The 20,341-nt window shown below is 71.3% G+C and carries 11 protein-coding genes; 9 read left to right on the top strand and 2 right to left on the bottom strand.

The features are described from left to right. The first annotated feature begins 402 nt into the window (after nucleotides 1-402). A complete protein-coding gene (locus TU31_RS04080) occupies nucleotides 403-2,682 on the top strand; it encodes a M4 family metallopeptidase (protein WP_042148937.1) in 2,280 nt (759 codons plus the stop codon). 287 nt (nucleotides 2,683-2,969) lie between these two features. Then, nucleotides 2,970-4,601: a M4 family metallopeptidase gene (locus TU31_RS04075; protein WP_042148934.1), complete on the top strand. Its 1,632-nt coding sequence runs from the start codon at nucleotides 2,970-2,972 to the stop codon at nucleotides 4,599-4,601. Nucleotides 4,602-4,782: 181 nt separating this feature from the next. Here TU31_RS04075 and TU31_RS04070 read toward each other — a convergent pair whose 3' ends face one another. Further along, nucleotides 4,783-5,382 (bottom strand): hypothetical protein, encoded by a 600-nt coding sequence (locus TU31_RS04070; RefSeq protein WP_042148930.1) that lies wholly within the window; start codon nucleotides 5,380-5,382, stop codon nucleotides 4,783-4,785. A gap of 164 nt (nucleotides 5,383-5,546) precedes the next feature. On the opposite strand from TU31_RS04070, the gene TU31_RS04065 reads away from it, so the two are divergent. From TU31_RS04065 to glgB, 6 genes are all read left to right on the top strand, one after another. Continuing rightward, the gene (locus TU31_RS04065) at nucleotides 5,547-6,236 is read left to right on the top strand and encodes a response regulator transcription factor (protein WP_042148926.1); all 690 of its coding nucleotides are present in this window, start codon (nucleotides 5,547-5,549) and stop codon (nucleotides 6,234-6,236) included. Further along, nucleotides 6,233-7,801, top strand: coding sequence for a sensor histidine kinase (locus TU31_RS04060; RefSeq protein WP_042148923.1), 1,569 nt, complete (start codon nucleotides 6,233-6,235; stop codon nucleotides 7,799-7,801). Before TU31_RS04065 ends, TU31_RS04060 begins: the two co-directional genes overlap by 4 nt. Nucleotides 7,802-8,446: 645 nt before the next feature. After that, nucleotides 8,447-10,450 carry an alpha-1,4-glucan--maltose-1-phosphate maltosyltransferase gene (locus TU31_RS04055; RefSeq protein ID WP_042148920.1) on the top strand — a complete coding sequence of 668 codons (2,004 nt, stop codon included), beginning with the start codon at nucleotides 8,447-8,449 and terminating at the stop codon, nucleotides 10,448-10,450. Continuing rightward, nucleotides 10,447-12,165, top strand: a complete 1,719-nt coding sequence (gene treS / locus TU31_RS04050) for a maltose alpha-D-glucosyltransferase (protein ID WP_042148918.1) — start codon at nucleotides 10,447-10,449, stop codon at nucleotides 12,163-12,165. Before TU31_RS04055 ends, treS begins: the two co-directional genes overlap by 4 nt. Before the next feature lie 386 nt (nucleotides 12,166-12,551). Next, a complete protein-coding gene (locus TU31_RS04045) occupies nucleotides 12,552-14,060 on the top strand; it encodes a maltokinase N-terminal cap-like domain-containing protein (RefSeq protein WP_042148917.1) in 1,509 nt (502 codons plus the stop codon). Nucleotides 14,061-14,232: 172 nt separating this feature from the next. After that, nucleotides 14,233-16,791 (top strand): 1,4-alpha-glucan branching enzyme, encoded by a 2,559-nt coding sequence (glgB, locus tag TU31_RS04040; RefSeq protein ID WP_370682695.1) that lies wholly within the window; start codon nucleotides 14,233-14,235, stop codon nucleotides 16,789-16,791. A 295-nt stretch (nucleotides 16,792-17,086) separates the two neighbouring features. Here the strand turns inward: glgB and TU31_RS04035 are convergent, their stop codons facing one another. After that, on the bottom strand, nucleotides 17,087-18,493 hold the full coding sequence (locus tag TU31_RS04035; protein WP_042148915.1) for a cation:dicarboxylate symporter family transporter: 1,407 nt from the start codon (nucleotides 18,491-18,493) through the stop codon (nucleotides 17,087-17,089). Nucleotides 18,494-18,658: 165 nt separating this feature from the next. Here TU31_RS04035 and TU31_RS04030 point away from each other — a divergent pair, with 165 nt between their 5' ends. Then, nucleotides 18,659-20,320 carry a sensor histidine kinase gene (locus TU31_RS04030; RefSeq protein ID WP_042148914.1) on the top strand — a complete coding sequence of 554 codons (1,662 nt, stop codon included), beginning with the start codon at nucleotides 18,659-18,661 and terminating at the stop codon, nucleotides 20,318-20,320. Nucleotides 20,321-20,341: the final 21 nt, after the last annotated feature.

Here is a 20,341-nt window from a genome sequence, read left to right as displayed (position 1 = left end):
GTCCCCTGGGCGTCCCGTAGGAGACGTCCGTACGGGCCGGCGCGGCCGGGCCCGGTTCGTACGGACGTTCAGCCGCCCGTCCGGCTTCCGGACACCGATTTCGGGCAACGGACGGTTTCCGGCCAATTAGTTGAACGGAGCCTGACAACAAGCCGCTGACGGTGGGACTCTTCCCGGCAACCGCCGCACGGGCCCCCACAGCACCACTCCCCGCGGCCGGAGGTTCCACCCGCACCAAACGCACCACCCGCACTATCCGTTCCACCCGAACATCCAGCACCTCACGTACGTCTCCCCCCACACGCTCCAAGAGTTCTGCCTCGCTCTGCCCGGACGGCCGCTTCGCCGCCCGGTCCCCCTCGGCCGCATCGTCACGTGGCGGCCACCGCAGAAGGAGTCAGTGTGAGACGCACCCCCCATGGACGCGCCGTCGCGACCGGCGCACTGGTCGCCGTCACGGCGATGCTGGCCGTCGGCGTTCAGGCCGGTACCGGCACGGCGGCCGCCCCGCGGCCGGGCACCACGCATGCCACCCCCGATCCCGGCGCCCTGCCGGCCAAGCTGTCCCCGTCCCAGCGTGCGGAGCTGATACGGGCAGCCGGTGCCACCACCGCCGAGACCGCGCGGCAGCTGAAGCTCGGCGCGAAGGAGAAGCTGGTCGTCAAGGACGTCTCGAAGGATGTCGACGGCACCGTTCACACCCGCTATGAGCGCACCTACGACGGACTGCCCGTCCTCGGCGGTGACCTCGTGGTGCACGAGAGCAAGGGCGGCACGCTCAAGGGCGTCACCAAGGCCGTGCGCTCCCAGCTGAAGGTCGCGAGCACCACCGCGAAGGTGAAGCCCGCCACGGCCGAGGCGAAGGCCGTCAAGGCGGCGCAGGCGCTCGGTTCGAAGAAGACCGAGGCCGCGAAGGCCCCGCGCAAGGTGGTCTGGGTCGCCGACGGCAAGCCGCTGCTCGCGTACGAGACGGTGGTCGGCGGGCTCCAGGACGACGGCACCCCCAACCAGCTGCACGTCATCACGGACGCCACGACCGGCGCCAAGATCTTCGAGTACCAGGGGATCGAGAACGGCGTCGGCAACACCCAGTACAGCGGCAAGGTCACCGTCGGCTCGTCGGGCTCGGCACCGAACTTCTCGCTGACCGACCCCACCCGCGGCAACCACAAGACCTATGACCTCAAGCACGGCTCGTCCGGCACCGGTTCGCTCTTCACCGACGCCGACGACACGTGGGGCGACGGCACCCCGCAGAACGCCCAGACGGCGGGTGCCGACGCGGCCTTCGGCGCCCAGGTGACCTGGGACTACTACAAGAACGTGCACGGCCGCAGCGGCATCAAGGGCGACGGCGTCGGCGCCTACTCCCGGGTGCACTACGGCAACAGCTACGTCAACGCCTTCTGGGACGACGGCTGCTTCTGCATGACGTACGGCGACGGCAGCGGCAACTCCGCCCCGCTGACCTCCATCGACGTGGCCGGCCACGAGATGTCGCACGGTGTCACCGCGGCCACCGCCGACCTCACCTACAGCGGTGAGTCCGGCGGCCTCAACGAGGCGACCTCCGACATCTTCGGTACGGCGGTGGAGTTCTACGCCAACAACTCCTCCGACCCCGGTGACTACCTCATCGGCGAGAAGATCGACATCAATGGCGACGGCACCCCGCTGCGCTACATGGACAAGCCGTCCAAGGACGGTGCCTCGGCCGACTACTGGTCGAGCAACGTCGGCAACAAGGACGTGCACTACTCGTCCGGTGTCGCCAACCACTTCTTCTACCTGCTGTCCGAGGGCAGCGGCCCGAAGGACATCGGCGGCGTCCACTACGACAGCCCGACCTTCGACAACCTGCCGGTCCCGGGCATCGGCCGGGCCAACGCCGAGAAGGTCTGGTTCAAGGCACTCAGCCAGTACATGAGCGCCAACACCAACTACGCGGCCGCCCGCACCGCCACCCTCAAGGCCGCCGCCGACCTGTTCGGTGAGGGCAGCGCCTCGTACAACACGGTCGCCAACACCTGGGCGGCGGTCAACGTCGGCTCCCGGGTCCCGGACAGCGGCGCGGTCTCCGTCACCAACCCGGGCAGCCAGACCAGCACCGTGGGCCAGGCGGCGAGCCTCCAGATCAAGGCGAGCAGCGGCACCGCCGGCGCGCTGTCGTACGCGGCGACCGGGCTGCCCGCCGGGCTGTCGATCAACGCGACCACCGGTCTGATCTCCGGTACCCCGACCACGGCCGGGACCGGCAATGTGACGGTCACGGTCACCGACGCCGCGAAGAAGACCGGCACCACCGCCTTCACCTGGACGGTCAACCCGGCCGGCGGCGGCAATGTCTTCGAGAACGCCGACGACGTACAGATCCCGGACGCGGGCTCGGCGGTCACCTCGCCGATCAACGTCGGCCGCACCGGCAACGCACCGAGCACGCTGAAGGTCGCGGTGGACATCGTGCACACCTACCGCGGTGACCTGGTCGTGGACCTGATCGCCCCGGACGGCACGGCCTACCGGCTGAAGAACGCCAGCGCGTTCGACTCGGCGGCCAACGTGAAGACCACGTACACCGTCAACGCCTCCGCGGAGAAGGCCAGCGGCACCTGGAAGCTGCGGGTGCAGGACGTCTACTCCCAGGACACGGGTTACATCAACGGCTGGAAGCTGACCTTCTGACCGGGAGGCGACACTCAGCCGTCACCTAGGTGTGACATAGGCGGGTCACAGATCTCGCCACCGCACAACTGACACACGAAGCACGCGCGTTGGGCGTCGTCCCCTGGTATCCGGGGGCGGCGCCCAGCTCCGTTATACGAACGGCGCGTACCTCTCTACGGACAATTTTCAGCCAATCCCCGAACACCCTCCTGACATGCACGCGTTCGAATGGCAGTCTTCCCGAACGCACGTCACACCCGCATCGCTTTGCACCCCCACCACTTGGCAAAGTTGAAGGAGCACGCGTGACCCCCCGCATATCCCGTAAGACCCGTGTCGTCGGTACCTCGATCGCCGTCGCGGCCCTCGTGGCCGCCGGCATCACCGCTGGTACCGCCGGCGCCTCCCCCGCCCAGACCCCCACCGCGGACGGTTCGCCCCTCAAGCTCACCGCTTCGCACCGCGCGGAACTGCTGCGCGACGCGAGCGCGACCAAGGCGCAGACCGCCAAGGAACTGGGCCTGGGCGCACAGGAGAAGCTGGTCGTCAAGGACGTCATCAAGGACGCTGACGGCACCACGCACACCCGCTACGACCGCACCTACGCCGGCCTGCCGGTGCTGGGCGGCGACCTGATCGTGCACACCGCCAAGGGCGGCGCGGTCAAGAGCACCACCAAGTCGACCGAGAAGACGGTCAAGGTGGCCTCCACCACCGCGAAGATCGCCCCGACGGCCGCCGCGAAGTCGGCCCAGGGCACCGCGGTCAAGTCGCTCAGCGCGAAGAAGGCCGACGCGCAGGCGCCCAAGAAGGTCGTCTGGGCCGCCTCCGGCACCCCGACTCTCGCCTACGACACCGTCGTCAAGGGCGTGAAGAAGGACGGCACGCCGAGCCGGATGCACGTCATCACCGACGCCAACAGCGGCAAGAAGCTGTTCCAGTACGACGAGATCCGTACCGGCAAGGGCGAGAGCGAGTACAGCGGCAGCGTCGAGCTGGGCACCTCCAAGGAGGGCAACGGCTTCACGCTGACCGACAAGGAGCGCGGTGGCCACAAGACCACCAACCTCGAGAACAGCGAGTCCGGTGACGGCAAGGCCTTCACGGACGAGGACGACAAGTGGGGCACCGGCAAGCCGGACAACCCGCAGACCGCGGCCGTCGACGCCCACTACGGTGCGGGCGTGACCTGGGACTACTACAAGGAGGTGCACGGCCGCAGCGGCATCAAGGGCGACGGCAAGGGTGCCTCCTCCCGCGTCCACTACGGCAAGAGCTACGTCAACGCCTTCTGGGACGACAGCTGCTTCTGCATGACGTACGGCGACGGCGAGGGCGACAAGGCCCCGCTGACCGCGCTGGACGTCGCGGCACACGAGATGTCGCACGGTGTCACCTCCGCCACCGCCAACCTCACCTACAGCGGTGAGTCCGGCGGCCTCAACGAGGGCACCTCGGACATCTTCGGGACCTCGGCCGAGTTCTTCGCCAAGAGCGAGAAGGACCCGGGCGACTACCTCATCGGCGAGAAGATCGACATCAACGGTGACGGTACCCCGCTGCGCTACATGGACAAGCCGTCCAAGGACGGTCAGTCGCAGGACAACTGGGACTCCAAGACCGGCGGTCTCGACCCGCACTACTCCTCGGGTGTCGCCAACCACTTCTTCTACCTGCTGTCCGAGGGCAGCGGCCCGAAGGAGATCGGTGGCGTCAAGTACGACAGCCCGACGGCGGACGGCAAGAAGGTCGAGGGCATCGGCCGGGACAAGGCCGAGAAGATCTGGTTCAAGGCCCTGACCGAGTACATGACCTCGAACACCGACTACAAGGCCGCCCGTGAGGCGACCGTCAAGGCCGCCACCGACCTGTACAAGGCCGGCAGCGCCGAGGTCAAGGGCGTCGAGGCCGCTTGGACCGGTGTCGCCGTCAAGTGACGCAACGTGCGGGAACGTGCTGATCGTCCCGGGGTGAAGTGACCCCGGAGCGGGCGGTGTCCGGAGATCCTCCGGGCACCGCCTTCGCGCGTGACGGGGCCGGGAATCCGGCCGCCCGGCCCGAGCGCGGCCGGCTGACGAGGAGGTCAGCGCCCGCCCGCCGGGGATGGCGGGACAGCCCTCAGTGGGACGCCGCCGGCCCGCTCTCCCTCCTCGCCCGGGCCCGGCCGTAGCTCCATGCGCCCACACCCACCAGCACCGCCGCCCCGGCCCCGTACAGCGGCAGCCAGAGGGTCGTCGTGGCCGACAGGCAGTCGGCGACGGCCACATGGCTGCGGGCCTGCTGCGCGCGGGCCAGCGCGGTCCGGTCGCGACCGCTCAGCTGCGCCAGCTCCGCCTCCGCCCGGAGGCTTTCGTATCTGCCCAGTTCACCGCATCCGCTGCGGGTCCCCTCCATCGGAAACAGCCACGCCCAGCGCTGGAGCATCGGCGCCAGTGTGATCGCGACGCACAGACCGACGGTCAGCGCGAACGCGACCAGTTTCCGCACATACGCGGTGCGGAGGCCGGGCGTCCAGGCCGGCAGCGCGTAGAAGGAGCAGACCACCGCGAGCAGCGTCACCCCGACGTAGGTGGCGAACCACTGCCAGGAGCCCTGCGCCAGAGCGGCCGTCAGCACGGCGGCGAGGGCGATGCCGATGACCCCGGCTTCCCCGCCGGTGGCCTGGCCGGCTCCGGGGCGTGCCGGTTCCCGGGTGCCGTGCGGGCCGGGCTGGTTCACGGTCTCTCCTGCGGGTCGGAGGCCCTCAGCATCCGGCACCGCCCGCCGTCGGCCCCGGCACCGTGCCGGACGGGCCCGGGACCCCGCCCGGTTGGGGGAGGAGCCGCCCACCGCGGCACCGTGGCCGCGGACCGGTGCGCCTTCCCGCCGCTTAGTCTGACGGTATGACTGAGTCCCGCGGCGGCCCGCCCGTCAGCCGTACCAGGGTCCTTCTCGCCGACGACGAGCCCTTGATGCGGGCCGGTGTGCGCGCGATCCTCGGCACGGCGCCCGATATCGAGGTCGTCGCGGAGGCCGCCGACGGCCGCGAGGCGATCGACCAGGCGCTCCGGCACCGGCCCGACGTCTGTCTGCTGGACATCCGGATGCCGCGGCTGGACGGCCTCGGGGTCGCCGCGGAGCTGGCCAGGGCGCTGCCCACCACCGCCGTCGTGATGCTGACGACGTTCTCCGAGGACGAGTACATCGCCGGCGCCCTCGGCTCGGGCGCGGCCGGCTTCCTGCTGAAGTCCGGCGATCCGCGGGAGCTGATCGCCGGGGTCCGGGCCGTCGTCGAGGGCGGCTCCTGTCTCTCCCCGTCCGTCGCCCGGCGGGTCATCTCGCACCTGGGAGGCGGGCAGTTGGGCCGCGGGGCGGCCGCCCGCGCCCGGGTCGCCGAGCTGACCGGGCGGGAGCGCGAGGTGCTCGGGCTGGTCGGCGCCGGGCTGTCCAACGCGGAGATCGCCCAGCGGCTGTTCCTGGTCGAGGGCACCGTCAAGGCGTATGTCAGCGCGATCCTCGCCCGGCTGGGCTTCAAGAACCGCGTCCAGGCGGCGATCCTCGCGTACGAGGCGGGCCTGGTCCCGGCGTCATGAGGCGGTGGAAGCGCCCGGACGCCCATCGGCTGCGCGCCCACGCCCCCGCGCTGGGACTCTGGCTCGCGCTGTGCGGTCCGGCGGCGCTCGTCATCGCCTCCCTCGACGGCGCCCAGCGGTGGGCCACCGTGGCCGCCTTTCCGCTGCTCGGCGTCTGTGTGCTGCTGCGGAGGCGGAGTCCGCTGACGGCGCTGGCGCTGCCGATCGCGCCGAGCCTGGTGATCTCGCTGGATCTGTTCACCACCGGCTACTGCGCCGCGCTGGCGGCGTTCGGCTATCTGGCCGGGGTCCGGCTGTCCCGGGCCCGTCCCGCGCTGTGGTTCTTCGGCGCCGTGGCGGCCGGCGGGCTGCCGTTGGCCGCGGTGGTGGGCCGTACGGTGTGGCCGTGGTTCTCGCTGCTGTTGACGCTGCTGCTCAATGTGGTGCTGCCGTGGCTGCTGGGCCGCTACCGTCGGCAGTACGCCGAACTGGCCCGTACCGGCTGGCAGCTCGCCGAGCGGATGGAGCGCGAACAGCAGGCCGTCGCCGATCGCACCCGGCTGCGCGAACGCGCCCGGATCGCCGGTGACATGCATGACTCCCTCGGCCATGACCTGGCCCTGATCGCCCTGCGGGCCGGGGCGCTGGAGGTCGATCCGCGGCTGGACGCGGACCGGCAGGCGGCGGCCGGTGAGCTGCGGGCCGCGGCCGGGACGGCGACCGAGCGGCTGCGGGAGATCATCGGCGTCCTGCGCACGGATGACGAGAGCGCGCCCCGGGTACCGGCCGACGAGAGCGTGGCGCGGCTGGTGGACCGGGCGCGGGCGTCCGGGATGACGGTGACCCTGGAGCAGGCGGACGACACCGGGACCGGCACGCTTCCGGCCATGACCGGACACGCCCTGCACCGCGTCGTCCAGGAGTCCCTGACCAATGCCGCCAAACACGCCCCCGGCGCGGCCGTCCGGGTGCGGATCGGACGGGCCGCCGGGCAGGTGCAGGTCACGGTGGCCAACACCGCGGGAACGGCCGGTCCGGGGGCCGGGCCGGTCTCCGGCGGCAGCGGGCTGGTGGGACTGGACGAGCGGGTACGGCTGGCGGGCGGCGCGCTGCGGGCCGGCCCCGCCCCGGAGGGCGGCTTCACGGTCTCGGCCCGGCTGCCGACCGCCGGCGGCGCCCGGCCGGAGGCCCTCACCCGTCCCGAACCCACCGCGGCCCAGCGGGAGTTGGCACACGCCCGGCGGCAGGTGCAGCGCAGGCTCCGGCAGATGGTGGCGGCCCCGGTGGCGCTGCTGGCCGCCCTGGTGCTGCTGAGCAGCATCTACCACCTGGTCAGCCCGTCCTGGACGGTGCTGGAGCGGGAGCACTACACGGCGCTCCGCCTCGGCGCCGACCGCTCCCGGGTGGAGTCCGTGCTGCCGTTCTTCGCCCTGGACGCCCCGCCGGACGGCACCCCGCCGCCCCCGCACGACCGGACCTGTGTCTACTACAGCGTCCACCCCGGCTCCGACTCCGCCTACGAGCTCTGCTTCACCGACGACGAGCGGCTGGTCAAGAAGAGCGTGGTGCACCGCCGGGAACGCTAGGGCGGGCCGTGCCGGCGCACGCCGTACGCCCGCCGGACCGGCCCCTTCGGAGGCGAACCCGCAGACCGTCGCCCTCAACTCGCCACCGTCACAGGCGGCTTACCCCTACGGGCCGCAGCCCGGCGCCCCCTACCGCCCCGTCCGCCGATATGGCTGATTCCACCCCCTCATGCGCTCTTGTACGGACTCCCTCCTGGAGAGAGGCTGCGGTGTGGCGCCGATGGGCCCCGGCGCGGCACCGGACATCCGCACACCGCAACTCCGCTGTGATCACACCGAGTTGAGGAGGCGAACGCCGACCGTGTCAGCGCAGCGCCGCAGTCGCCCGCGCGAGAGCCGGGAGGTGTCCGCCGGGTCATGGCGGGCGCGTGGTGACCGGCCGGCGGGGCCTGGTCCAGCCGGACGTCCCGGTCGTCACCGAGGGCGGGGTTCCCCGGGTCCACCCGCCACCCGCATGGCCCACCCGCACAGGATCCGTCGGGGGAACCACCGGCCGGGGCCGGGAGAGCACCGAACCGCCCCGCCGTGCCATCCGCCAGCCGAGTGAAAGCGGACAGGAGCGCCCATGCCCGCACCCGGTCCGCCTGCCGTGAAGCGGATACAAAGGACAAAACCCTGCAAAGCATCACAAGCCCAGGTGAGCCCATGATCGGTCGCATTCCTGTTCTGGACATCCGCCCGCAGATCGATTGCGGCCGCCGCCCGGCGAAGGCTGTGGTGGGTGAGACCTTCGAGGTCTCGGCCACGGTCTTCCGTGAAGGGCATGACGCCGTCGCGGCGAATGTGGTGCTGCGCAATCCGGCCGGGCGCTGCGGCCCCTGGACGCCGATGCAGGAGCGGGCCCCCGGCTCCGACCGGTGGAGCGCCGAGGTCACCCCCGGCATCGAGGGCCGCTGGACGTTCACCGTCGAGGCCTGGTCCGATCCGGTCACCACCTGGCGGCGGCATGCCGCCATCAAGATCCCGGCGGGGATCGACACCGAGCTGATGCTCGCCGAGGGTGCCGAGCTCCATGAGCGGGCGGCCGCCGAGGTCCCCAAGAACGACGGGCGCGAGGCGGTGCTCGCCGCCGTGGACGCGCTGCGCGACGCCGGGCGGCCCGCCGCGACCCGGCTGGCCGCGGCGCTCGCCCCCCAGGTCACCGAGGCGCTGGCCCGCCATCCGCTGCGCGAACTGCTCACCGTCTCACGTCCGATGCCGCTGGTCGTCGAGCGCCGGCGGGCCCTCTTCGGCTCATGGTACGAGCTCTTCCCGCGCTCCGAGGGCGCCACCGTCACCCCGGACGGCACGGCCGTCAGCGGCACCCTGCGCACCGCCGCCGACCGGCTGCCGGCCGTTGCCGCCATGGGCTTCGACGTGGTCTATCTGCCGCCCGTCCACCCCATCGGCACCGCCTTCCGCAAGGGCCCCAACAATGCGCTCACGGCCGGCCCGGACGATGTCGGCTCCCCCTGGGCCATCGGCTCACCGGCCGGCGGTCATGACGCCCTCCACCCGGACCTGGGCACCTTCGACGACTTCGCACACTTCGTCCGCACCGCCCGTGACCTGCGGATGGAGGTCGCCCTGGACTTCGCGCTCCAGTGCTCCCCGGACCACCCCTGGGTCACCCTGCACCCCCAGTGGTTCCACCACCGCGCGGACGGCTCGATCGCCTACGCCGAGAACCCGCCGAAGAAGTACCAGGACATCTACCCGCTCGCCTTCGACACCGACTTCCGCGGGCTGATCCGCGAGACCGAACGCGTACTGCGCTTCTGGATGGCCAAGGGCGTACGGATCTTCCGGGTGGACAACCCCCACACCAAGCCGGTGGCCTTCTGGGAGAAGGTGATCGGCGACATCAACCGCACCGATCCGGACGTGCTCTTCCTCGCCGAGGCGTTCACCCGCCCGGCCATGCTGCACACCCTCGCGCAGATCGGCTTCCACCAGTCGTACACCTACTTCACCTGGCGTAACACCAAGCAGGAGCTGACCGACTACCTCACCGAACTGACCGGCGAGAGCGCCTCCTACCTGCGGCCCAATTTCTTTGTGAACACCCCGGACATCCTGCACGCCTACCTCCAGGAGGGCGGCCGCCCCGCCTTCGAGGTACGCGCCGTACTGGCCGCCACCCTCTCCCCCACCTGGGGTGTCTACGCCGGATATGAGCTCTGCGAGTCGACGCCGGTACGCCGCGGCAGCGAGGAGTACCTCGACTCGGAGAAGTACCAACTCAAGCCGCGCGACTGGGATGCGGCGGCCCGGGAGGGGCACACCATCGCCCCCCTGATCACCACGCTCAACCGCATCCGCCGCCGGCACCCTGCCCTGCAACAGCTGCGCAACCTGCACTTCCACCACGTCGACAACGAGGCCGTCCTCGCCTACTCCAAGCGCGAGGGGAACGGCGACCGGGCCGACACGGTGCTCACGGTGGTCAACCTCGACCCGCACCACACCCACGAGGCGACGGTGTCGTTGGACATGCCGGAACTCGGCCTCGGCCGGCACGAGTCCTTTCCGGTGCGCGACGAGCTCACCGGCGATACCTACCACTGGGGCAGGGACAACTATGTGCGCCTGGAGCCGGGCCGCTCTCTCGCGCCCGCCCATGTGCTGTCGCTGCGACCGTCCTCACCGATCGGAGGGTCACCCAATTGATCGTCAATGAGCCTGTCCCCGACACATTCGAGGACACCCCGGCGAAGGACCGCGATCCCGACTGGTTCAAACGGGCCGTTTTCTACGAAGTCCTGGTGCGCTCCTTCCAGGACAGCAACGGCGACGGCATCGGCGACCTCAAGGGCATCACGGCCAAGCTCGACTATCTCCAATGGCTGGGGGTGGACTGCCTCTGGCTGCCGCCATTCTTCAAATCCCCGCTGCGGGACGGCGGTTACGATGTCGCCGACTACACCGCGGTGCTCCCAGAATTCGGCGACCTGGCCGATTTCGTAGAATTCGTGGACGCCGCACACCACCGCGGTATGCGGGTCATCATCGATATGGTGATGAACCACACCAGCGACCAGCACCCGTGGTTCCAGGAATCGCGCACCGACCCCGAGGGGCCGTACGGCGACTATTACGTCTGGGCCGACGACGACAAGCAGTACGCCGACGCCCGCATCATCTTCGTCGACACCGAGGCCTCCAACTGGACCTTCGACCCGGTCCGCAAGCAGTACTACTGGCACCGCTTCTTCTCCCACCAGCCGGATCTCAACTACGAGAACCCGGCGGTCCAGGAAGAGATGATCTCCGCCCTGCGCTTCTGGCTCGATCTGGGGATCGACGGCTTCCGGCTGGACGCGGTGCCGTATCTCTACGCCGAGGAGGGCACCAACTGCGAGAATCTGCCCGCCTCGCACGCTTTCCTCAAGCGGGTCCGCGCGGAAATCGACGCGCATTACCCGGACACCGTGCTACTGGCCGAGGCCAATCAATGGCCGGAGGACGTCGTCGACTACTTCGGCGATTACGGCGTCGGCGGCGACGAATGCCATATGGCCTTCCACTTCCCGGTCATGCCGCGCATCTTCATGGCGGTACGCCGCGAATCGCGCTATCCGGTCTCGGAAATCCTCGCCAAGACCCCGGCGATCCCGTCCGGCTGCCAGTGGGGCATCTTCCTGCGCAACCACGACGAGCTGACCCTCGAAATGGTCACGGACGAAGAGCGCGACTACATGTACGCGGAGTACGCCAAGGACCCGCGGATGCGGGCCAATATCGGCATCCGCCGGCGACTGGCCCCGCTGCTCGACAACGACCGCAATCAGATCGAGCTCTTCACGGCCCTGCTGCTGTCCCTGCCGGGTTCGCCGATCCTCTATTACGGTGACGAGATCGGTATGGGCGACAACATCTGGCTCGGCGACCGGGACGCGGTGCGCACCCCGATGCAGTGGACGCCGGACCGCAACGCCGGCTTCTCCTCCTGCGACCCGGGCCGGCTCTTCCTGCCGACCATCATGGATCCCGTCTACGGCTACCAGGTCACCAATGTCGAGGCCGCGATGAGTTCGCCCTCCTCGCTGCTGCACTGGACCCGGCGGATGATCGAGATCCGTAAGCAGAATCCGGCGTTCGGGCTCGGCAGCTACACCGAGCTGTCCTCCACCAATCCGGCGGTGCTGGCCTTCCTGCGGGAGGCCCCGGGCACCGGCGGCGCGGATGACGACCTGGTGCTGTGCGTGCACAACTTCTCGCGCTTCGCCCAGCCCACGGAGCTGGACCTGCGGTCGTTCAGCGGCCGCCATCCGGTGGAACTCATCGGCGGGGTGCGCTTCCCGGCCATCGGGGAGCTGCCGTATCTGCTGACCCTCGCAGGCCACGGGTTCTACTGGTTCCGGCTGCGCAGAAACTCCGGTTAGCGGACGGTGCCCTGACCGGGCACGGGCGGGAAAGACGCCCGTACGCGGCCACCTGGCCTGTACGGGCGTTTTTTGACCTTTCGCCCGGGCAGCCTCCCTACTACCGCACGGGCCGGGTGAGCCCTCGTCGGTCCCCCGGCTCGGGAGGGGCCCGCCGCGCAGCGGAACAACGCACGCCGGAAGACCGCTGCCGTACGGACGCTCTCGCCCGCTCGGGCGTGTCCGTAAGGTCCCGTCATCCGCCGCGAGCCGGACGGGACCTTGCGGATACGCCCGAGCCCCGGACTCCGTCTGGGGGTACCCCCACCGCGCCGCCGCACAGTCAAGGCCGCATTCCGGGACACTTCGTCCTATATGTCGTGTGCCCGGGGAAAGGACGCGACGCCATGTCGGACACCGCCTCGACCCGTGCCACCCGCAACACCCCTGATCGCCGCCCGCTCGTCTCCGCCCCCGATCTGCTGTCCTCGCTGGTCCCCCTGCTCGCCGACTGGGTGCCACGCCAGCGCTGGTTCGCCGGCAAGGGGCGGCTGGTCACCGGCTTCAGCCTGCTCTCGGCGACCGAGCTGCTGCCGTGCACCGGCGACGGCACCGCACCGGGCCTGCTGCAACTGCTCGTCCGCGCCCAGCAGAGCGCACCCCCGAGCCGTACACCGGCCGGCGGCGACCGCTACCAGCTTCTGCTGGGGGTGCACCCCGCGCCGCCGCCCCAGCTGGCGCCCGCCGTGATCGGGCGCCCCGGCGGCGGTCCGCTGCGCGGCCGTACCGTCTATGACGCGCTGCTCGACAGCCGGCTGTGCGGGCTGCTGCTGGAGCGGCTGCGGGTCCCGGGCCGGCTCGGCGCGCTGCGCTTCTGCCGGGAGCCCGATGCCGTCATCCCCTCCGGGCTGCCGGGCCGGCCGATCGCCGTCGAGCAGTCCAACTCCTCGATCGTTTACGGCGATTCGTTCATCCTGAAGGTCTTCCGGCGGATCGAGCCGGGAATCAACCCGGACCTGGAGCTGCCACGCGCACTCGCGGACGCCAAGTGCGCACGGGTGCCCGCGCCCGCGGCATGGTTCGAGTCGGCGGCCCCCGACGAGGGCGGCGAGCCGACCACGCTGGGCGTGCTCCAGCCCTTCCTGCCGGGCTCGGCGGACGGCTGGCAGCTGGCGCTGAACGCGCTGGCCGTACGCGCCGACTTCACCGGCTCGGCGCGGGCGCTCGGCCATGCCACCGCGGAGGTGCACACCGCGCTCGCCCAGACGCTGCCGACCACCGAGCTGCGCCGCCCGCAGCTGGAGGTGATCGCCGCCCAGATGACCGAGCGGCTGACGGCCACCGCCCGCGCCGTGCCCGTGCTCCAGCCCTACCGGGCCCGGCTGCGGACCGCCTTCGACGCGCTGGCCGCGATCGGCCACGACGGCCGCAGCTGGGCCGCCCAGCGCATCCACGGCGATCTGCACCTGGGCCAGACGCTGCGCTCCGCCGACGAGGGCCGCTGGTCGCTGATCGACTTCGAGGGCGAACCGGCCCGCCCGCTCGCCGAGCGGCGCCGGCCACAGCCCGCGGTGCGTGATGTCGCGGCGATGCTGCGCTCCTTCGACTACGCCGCGCGCAGCGGACCGGCGGGCGGCGACCCCTGGTCGCTGGAGTGGGCGCGGCGCACCCGGGACGCCTACTGCCTCGGATATGCGGAGGCCGGCGGGCTCGATCCGCGCTCCGCGCCCGAACTGATGCGCGCCTATGAGACCGACAAGGCCGTCTACGAAGTGCTCTACGAGGCCCGGCACCGGCCCGACTGGCTGGCCGTCCCGATGGCCGCCATCCGGCGCCTGGCGGCGGGCGGGGAGCGGGCCGTGGGCAGCGACGGGGCCGGCCCGTCCCGGGCCGCCGGGCCCGACGGCCGGGGGTGAGGGGCCGCAGCCGACCGCCGCACCGCCGCCCGTCCACCCCCGACACCCGACCGATGCCCCGCCCCGAGGAGGCCCTCTCGTGACCGCCCGCCCGTCGCCCACCACCACCCCAGCCGGAATGGCTACGCCATACCCCTCCGCATCCCCGTCGCCCACCACCACCCCGGCCCGAATGGCTACGCCATCCCCCTCTGCATCCCCGTCGCCCGCCACCCATTCGGCCGGAACCCCCGCCGGCTCTCCGTCGCCCGCCCCCGGAATGGCTGCCTCAACCCCCTCGGGATCTCCGCCGTCCCGCCCCACCCCTCCCGGCGCCGCACCCGCCCCGGGTCCGGCCTACGGCGGCGCGGCGGGACGGCCCGGTCACGCGGCCGCGCCCCGGCCGCCGGCCGGCGGCGCCGCGGCGACCGGTGGGAGCGCCGCCGGTCCCACCTTCGCCGCCCGGCCGTCCGGCCTCCGGGACCCGGCCGGGGCGCCCGGCCGGACCGGCGGGCCCGCGGGCCCGTCCCGGACGGAGCGGCCGAAGGGCAGCCACGGGGTCCGGGCCGCCGCACCGCTGTCCGACGAGGACCGAGGTCGGCTGCTGGGCGGTGCTCATCACGATCCGCACGGGCTGCTCGGCGCCCATCCCGTACGCGGCGGGCTGCTCCTGCGGGTCCTGCGGCCGTATGCGAAGGGCGTCACCGTCCTGGCGAAGGGGCTGCGGGCCGAGCTGCCGTCGGAGGGGGACGGGCTGTTCGCCGGGGTGCTGCCGCTGCGTACCGTCCCGGACTACGAGCTGCTGGTCGACTACGGCGACCACACCGTGACCGTGCAGGACCCCTATCGTTTTCTGCCCGCGCTCGGCGAGCTGGATCTGCATCTGTTCGGTGAGGGCCGGCACGAGCAGCTGTGGCAGGCGCTCGGCGCGCGGATCATGGAGCACCAGGGCGTGACCGGCACCCGCTTCACGGTCTGGGCCCCCAACGCCCAGGGCGTCCGGGTCGTCGGCGACTTCAACTACTGGGACGGCACCGGCTTCCCGATGCGCTCGCTGGGCTCGTCCGGTGTCTGGGAGCTCTTCCTCCCGGGCCTCGGCGAGGGCGAGCTGTACAAGTTCGAGATCACCCGGCCCGATGGCTCCAGGACGGTGCGGGCCGACCCGATGGCCCGTCGGACCGAGTGTCCGCCGGCCACCGCCTCGATCGTGGAGGCGTCGCACTACCACTGGAACGACGCCGACTGGATGGCCCGGCGCGGCGCGCGCCCCGTGCACGAAGCCCCGTTCTCCGTCTACGAGGTGCATCTCCCCTCCTGGCGGCCGGGCCTGACCTACCGCCGGCTGGCCGCGCAGCTCCCTGCCTACGTCAAGGACCTGGGCTTCACCCACGTCGAGTTCATGCCGGTCGCCGAGCATCCCTTCGGTGGCTCCTGGGGCTATCAGGTGACCGGGTTCTACGCGCCCACCGCGAGGATGGGCACGCCGGACGACTTCCGCTTCCTGATCGACGCGCTGCACCGGGCCGGCATCGGGGTGCTGATGGACTGGGTGCCGGCGCACTTCCCGCGCGATGACTGGGCGCTGGCGGAGTTCGACGGCCGCCCGCTCTACGAGCCGCAGGATCCGGCACGGGCCGCGCACCCGGACTGGGGCACCCTGGAGTTCGACTACGGCCGGACCGAGGTCCGTAACTTCCTGGTCGCCAACGCCGTCTACTGGTGCGAGGAGTTCCATATCGACGGTCTCCGGGTGGACGCCGTCGCCTCGATGCTCTATCTCGACTACTCCCGCGAGGACGGCGGCTGGACACCGAACGAGCACGGCGGCCGGGAGAACCTCGATGCGGTCGCCTTCCTCCAGGAGATGAACGCGACGGTCTACCGCCGCTGCCCCGGCGTCGTCACCATCGCCGAGGAGTCCACGGCCTGGGACGGCGTCACCCGCGCCACGCATCATGTCGGGCCCGGCGGCTTCGGCGGTCTGGGCTTCGGCCTGAAGTGGAACATGGGCTGGATGCATGACTCCCTCGGCTATGTCTCCAAGGATCCGGTGCACCGGAAGTACCACCACGGCGAGATGACCTTCTCCATGATCTACGCCTACTCCGAGAACTATGTGCTGCCGATCTCCCATGACGAGGTGGTGCACGGCAAGCGCGCACTGGTGTCGAAGATGCCCGGTGACTGGTGGCAGCAGCGCGCCGGCCACCGGGCCTACCTCGGCTTCATGTGGGCCCACCCCGGCAAGCAACTCCTCTTCATGGGGCAGGAGTTCGCCCAGGGCGCGGAGTGGGCGGAGAGCCACGGGCCGGACTGGTGGCTGCTCGACTCCTCGTACGAGGCGGAGCCGGACCACCGGGGCGTACGCGATCTCGTGCGCGAGCTGAACCGTCATTACGCCGCCACGCCCGCACTGTGGGAGCGCGACACCGACCCGGCCGGCTTCTCCTGGATCGACGGCGAGGCGAGCGAGGACAATGTCTTCCCCTTCCTGCGCTTCGCCGCCGACCGGTCGCCGCTGATCTCGGTCACCAACTTCTCCCCCGTCGTCCGCCGGGCCTACCGGCTCGGTGTCCCCGACCAATTCCCCGCCTGGCGCGAGGTCCTCAACACCGATGAGCCGCGCTACGGCGGCAGCGGTGTCGGCAACCCCGGCGTCCTCAAGGCCGAACCGACCCCCTGGAACGGCCGCCCCGTCTCCCTCTCCCTGGTGCTTCCCCCACTGGCCACCCTCTGGCTACGACCGTCCTGACCGCTCACGGCTGATGGTTGTCGGACCCTGCTTCCACTGCTGCGACTCCCCCGCCGAACAGATCCGTCCCCCACGTCGCTATGGCCCGTTCCTCCTTGTTCGTACCCCCGCGCGGCCGGCGCCGGCCGACCGCGTTTTCCTGTCACTTGCATGGTGTCAGGGGGCACTGACAATCCCTCCACGGAAGGGAAACGTGCAGGTCGGAGCGGTGGTCGAGGGCGAGGGCGGCAGGGTGCGCCGAAGGGGCGGGCGCCGTGTCCGGCACCCGCCCCTTCTCCCCTCCTGAGGCCCGGGGTCAGACCTTGGCGGGCGCCTTCTCCGCGCCGCCGTCCCGCGGTGCGACGACCGCCGCGGCGGCCGGCTGCGCGTGCGCGTCGTCGACCAGCGTCTTCTCGTCGAACGGCACCTGTCCGGCGAGCACTTCGGTCACCCGGCCCTTGTCGATCTCCTTGGTCCAGGTGCCGATCAGCACGGTGGCCACCGCGTTGCCGGCGAAGTTGGTCAGGGCGCGCGCCTCGCTCATGAAGCGGTCGATGCCGACGATCAGGCCGACGCCGTCGACCAGTTCGGGTCGGTGCGACTGGAGACCGCCGGCCAGCGTGGCCAGGCCCGCGCCGGTGACACCGGCCGCCCCCTTCGACGCGATGACCATGAACACCAGCAGCGAGATCTGCTGGCCGAGCGAAAGCGGCTTGCCCATCGCCTCGGCCACGAACAGCGAGGACATCGTCAGGTAGATGGCGGTGCCGTCGAGGTTGAAGCTGTAGCCGGTGGGGACGGTGATGCCGACCACCGGCTTGCTGACGCCCAGATGCTCCATCTTCGCGATCAGTCGGGGCAGCGCCGACTCCGAGGAGGAGGTGGACAGGATCAGCAGGAACTCCCGGCCGAGGTACTTCAGCAGCAGGAAGATATTGACGCCGGCGACCAGCCGGAGCAGCGCGCCGAGCACCACGATCACGAACAGCAGACAGGTGATGTAGAAGCCGACCATGATGACGGCGAGGGACTTCAGCGCGTCCAGGCCGGTCTCGCCGACCACCGCCGCGATGGCGCCGAAGGCACCCACCGGCGCCACCCACATGATCATGGCCAGGACCCGGAAGACCAGCTTCTGGAGGTGCCCGACACCGCGCAGCACCGGCTCGCCCGCCGAGCCCAGCGTCTGGAGCCCGAAGCCGACCAGCAGCGCCACCAGCAGCGTCTGGAGCACCTCGCCCTGGGTGAAGGCGGAGACCAGCGTGGTGGGGATCATGCCGAGCAGGAACTCGGGCAGCGACTCGCCGCCGCCCTCGGTCTGCGCGTGCCCGGCGTGCTTGACGGTCTCGGTCAGATGGAGGCCGGAACCGGGGTCCAGCAGATTGCCGACGACCAGGCCGATGGCGAGCGCGACGGTGGACATCACCATGAAGTAGCCGAGGGCCAGGCCGCCGACCGCACCGACCTTGGCGGCCTTCCGCACCGAGCCGACACCCAGCACGATGGTGCAGAAGATGACCGGCGAGATCATCATCTTGATCAGGTTCACGAACCCGGTGCCGAGCGGCTTGAGCTGGACGGCGACACCGGGCGCGGCGAAGCCCACGACGATGCCGAGCAGCACCGCCCCGATCACGGCGATGTAGAGGAAATGGGTCCGGTCCCGCTTCACGGGCGCGGTCTCCCCGGTGGTGCCCCCACGCGGCGGGGTCTGTGCAGCCACGGCTGCCTCCTCGGTCTACGGCTGTGCGCTGATCTGCGGCTCTGTCACACCACAAGTTCCGGTGACTATGCACGCCACTGTGGCGCCCGTCACCCTTACGTACATTTCGTTCACGTAAAAGTGACCGTGCAGACTGTTTCGCGGTCACCGTGCAGACTGTTCTGCATGCGACTCCCCCGACCCCGCCCTTCCCGCCGGCTGCGCGGCCCCCGCAGCCTGGCCGGGCAGCTGTTCGCCATGCAGGTGGTGCTGGTGGCGGTGGTCGTCATGGGCTGCGCGCTCTTCGCATACGTCAGCGCCGGCCGGCAGGCGGAGGAGACCGCACGGCGGCAGGCGACCGCGGCGGCCACCGCCGTCGCCGACTCCCCGGCGGTCGTGGCGGCGGCCCGCACCAAGGACCCGACGGCCGCGCTCCAGCCGTACAGCGAACGGCTGCGGCGGGACGCCGGGGTCGACTTCGTGGTGATCATGTCGCCGAAGGGCATCCGCTGGACGCACCCCGAGCCGTCCGCGATCGGCAAGAAGTACTTCGGGCACATCGGCCCGGCGCTGCGCGGCAAGATCTTCCCCGAGACGCACCTGGGGGTGCTCGGGCCCTCCGTACGGGTCGTCGCACCGGTCCGGGACCCACAGCGCGGCGGCCGGATCACGGCGCTGGTCAGCTCCGGGATCACCATCGAGACGATCAGTGCGCAGCTGCGCGACCAGGTGCTGGCGCTGGTGGGCGTGGCCGCCGCGGCGCTGGCGCTCGGCGGCCTGGGGACGTATGTGATCAACGCCCGGCTGCGGCGGCACACCCACGGGATGAACGCCGGGGAACTCAGCCGGATGCACGACTACCACCAGGCCGCGCTGCACGCCGTACGCGAGGGGCTGCTGATGCTCGACGGGCAGCGCAGGGTCGCCCTGATCAACGACGGCGGGCGGGAGCTGCTGGGGCTGTCCGACGACGCGGTGGGCCGCCGCGTCACCGAACTGGGGCTGCCGGAGCCGCTGACCGAGGCGCTGCTGGAGCCCGGCCCGCGGGTCGACGAGCTTCAGCTGACCAGCGAGCGGGTCCTGGTCGTCAACTCCTCGCCGGTCTCCGGCGGTGAGCGGCGCGGCAGCGTCGTGACCCTGCGCGATCACACCGAACTCCAGGCACTCTCCGGGGAGTTGGACTCGGTACGCGGCTTCACCGAGGCGCTGCGTTCGCAGGCCCACGAGGCCGCCAACCGGCTGCACACCGTGGTCTCGCTGATCGAACTGGGGCGGGCCGAGGACGCCGTGGAGTTCGCCACCGCGGAGCTGGAACTGGCACAGGCGCTGACCGACCAGGTCGTCGGCGCGGTCGCCGAGCCGGTGCTCGCGGCGCTGCTGCTCGGCAAGGCGGCCCAGGCCAACGAGCGCGGCGTGGAACTGACGCTGACGCCCGACAGCCGGATCGACGACGGGGTGCTGCCGCCCGGTCTGCCGGCCCGCGATCTGGTCACCGTGCTGGGCAACCTCCTGGACAACGCCATCGACGCCGCCGCGCCGACCCAGGACCACGGCGCCACCGAGCCGCCCCGGGTGCGGGTCACCGCACGGGCCGCCGGGGGCGAGCTGCTGCTGCGAGTGGCGGACACCGGGCCGGGGGTGGCCGCGGAGGCCGCCGAGGAGATCTTCCGCCGGGGCTGGAGCACCAAGACGGGCACGGCGACGCCCGCCCGGGGCCGCGGGCTGGGCCTGGCCCTGGTCCAGCAGGCGGTCCGCCGCAACGGCGGCACCGTCACCCTGGACCGGGCAGCGGAGGGCGGCGCGCGGTTCACCGTACGGCTGCCGCTGCGGGCGGAGGCCGCGAGATGAGACGGCAGCCGCGCTGCGTGG

This window comes from Streptomyces lydicamycinicus, from assembly GCF_000829715.2.
Lineage (GTDB): Bacteria > Actinomycetota > Actinomycetes > Streptomycetales > Streptomycetaceae > Streptomyces > Streptomyces lydicamycinicus.
Note: the sequence above shows the minus strand (reverse complement) of the source record. Positions and strands in the feature narration are given on the sequence as shown.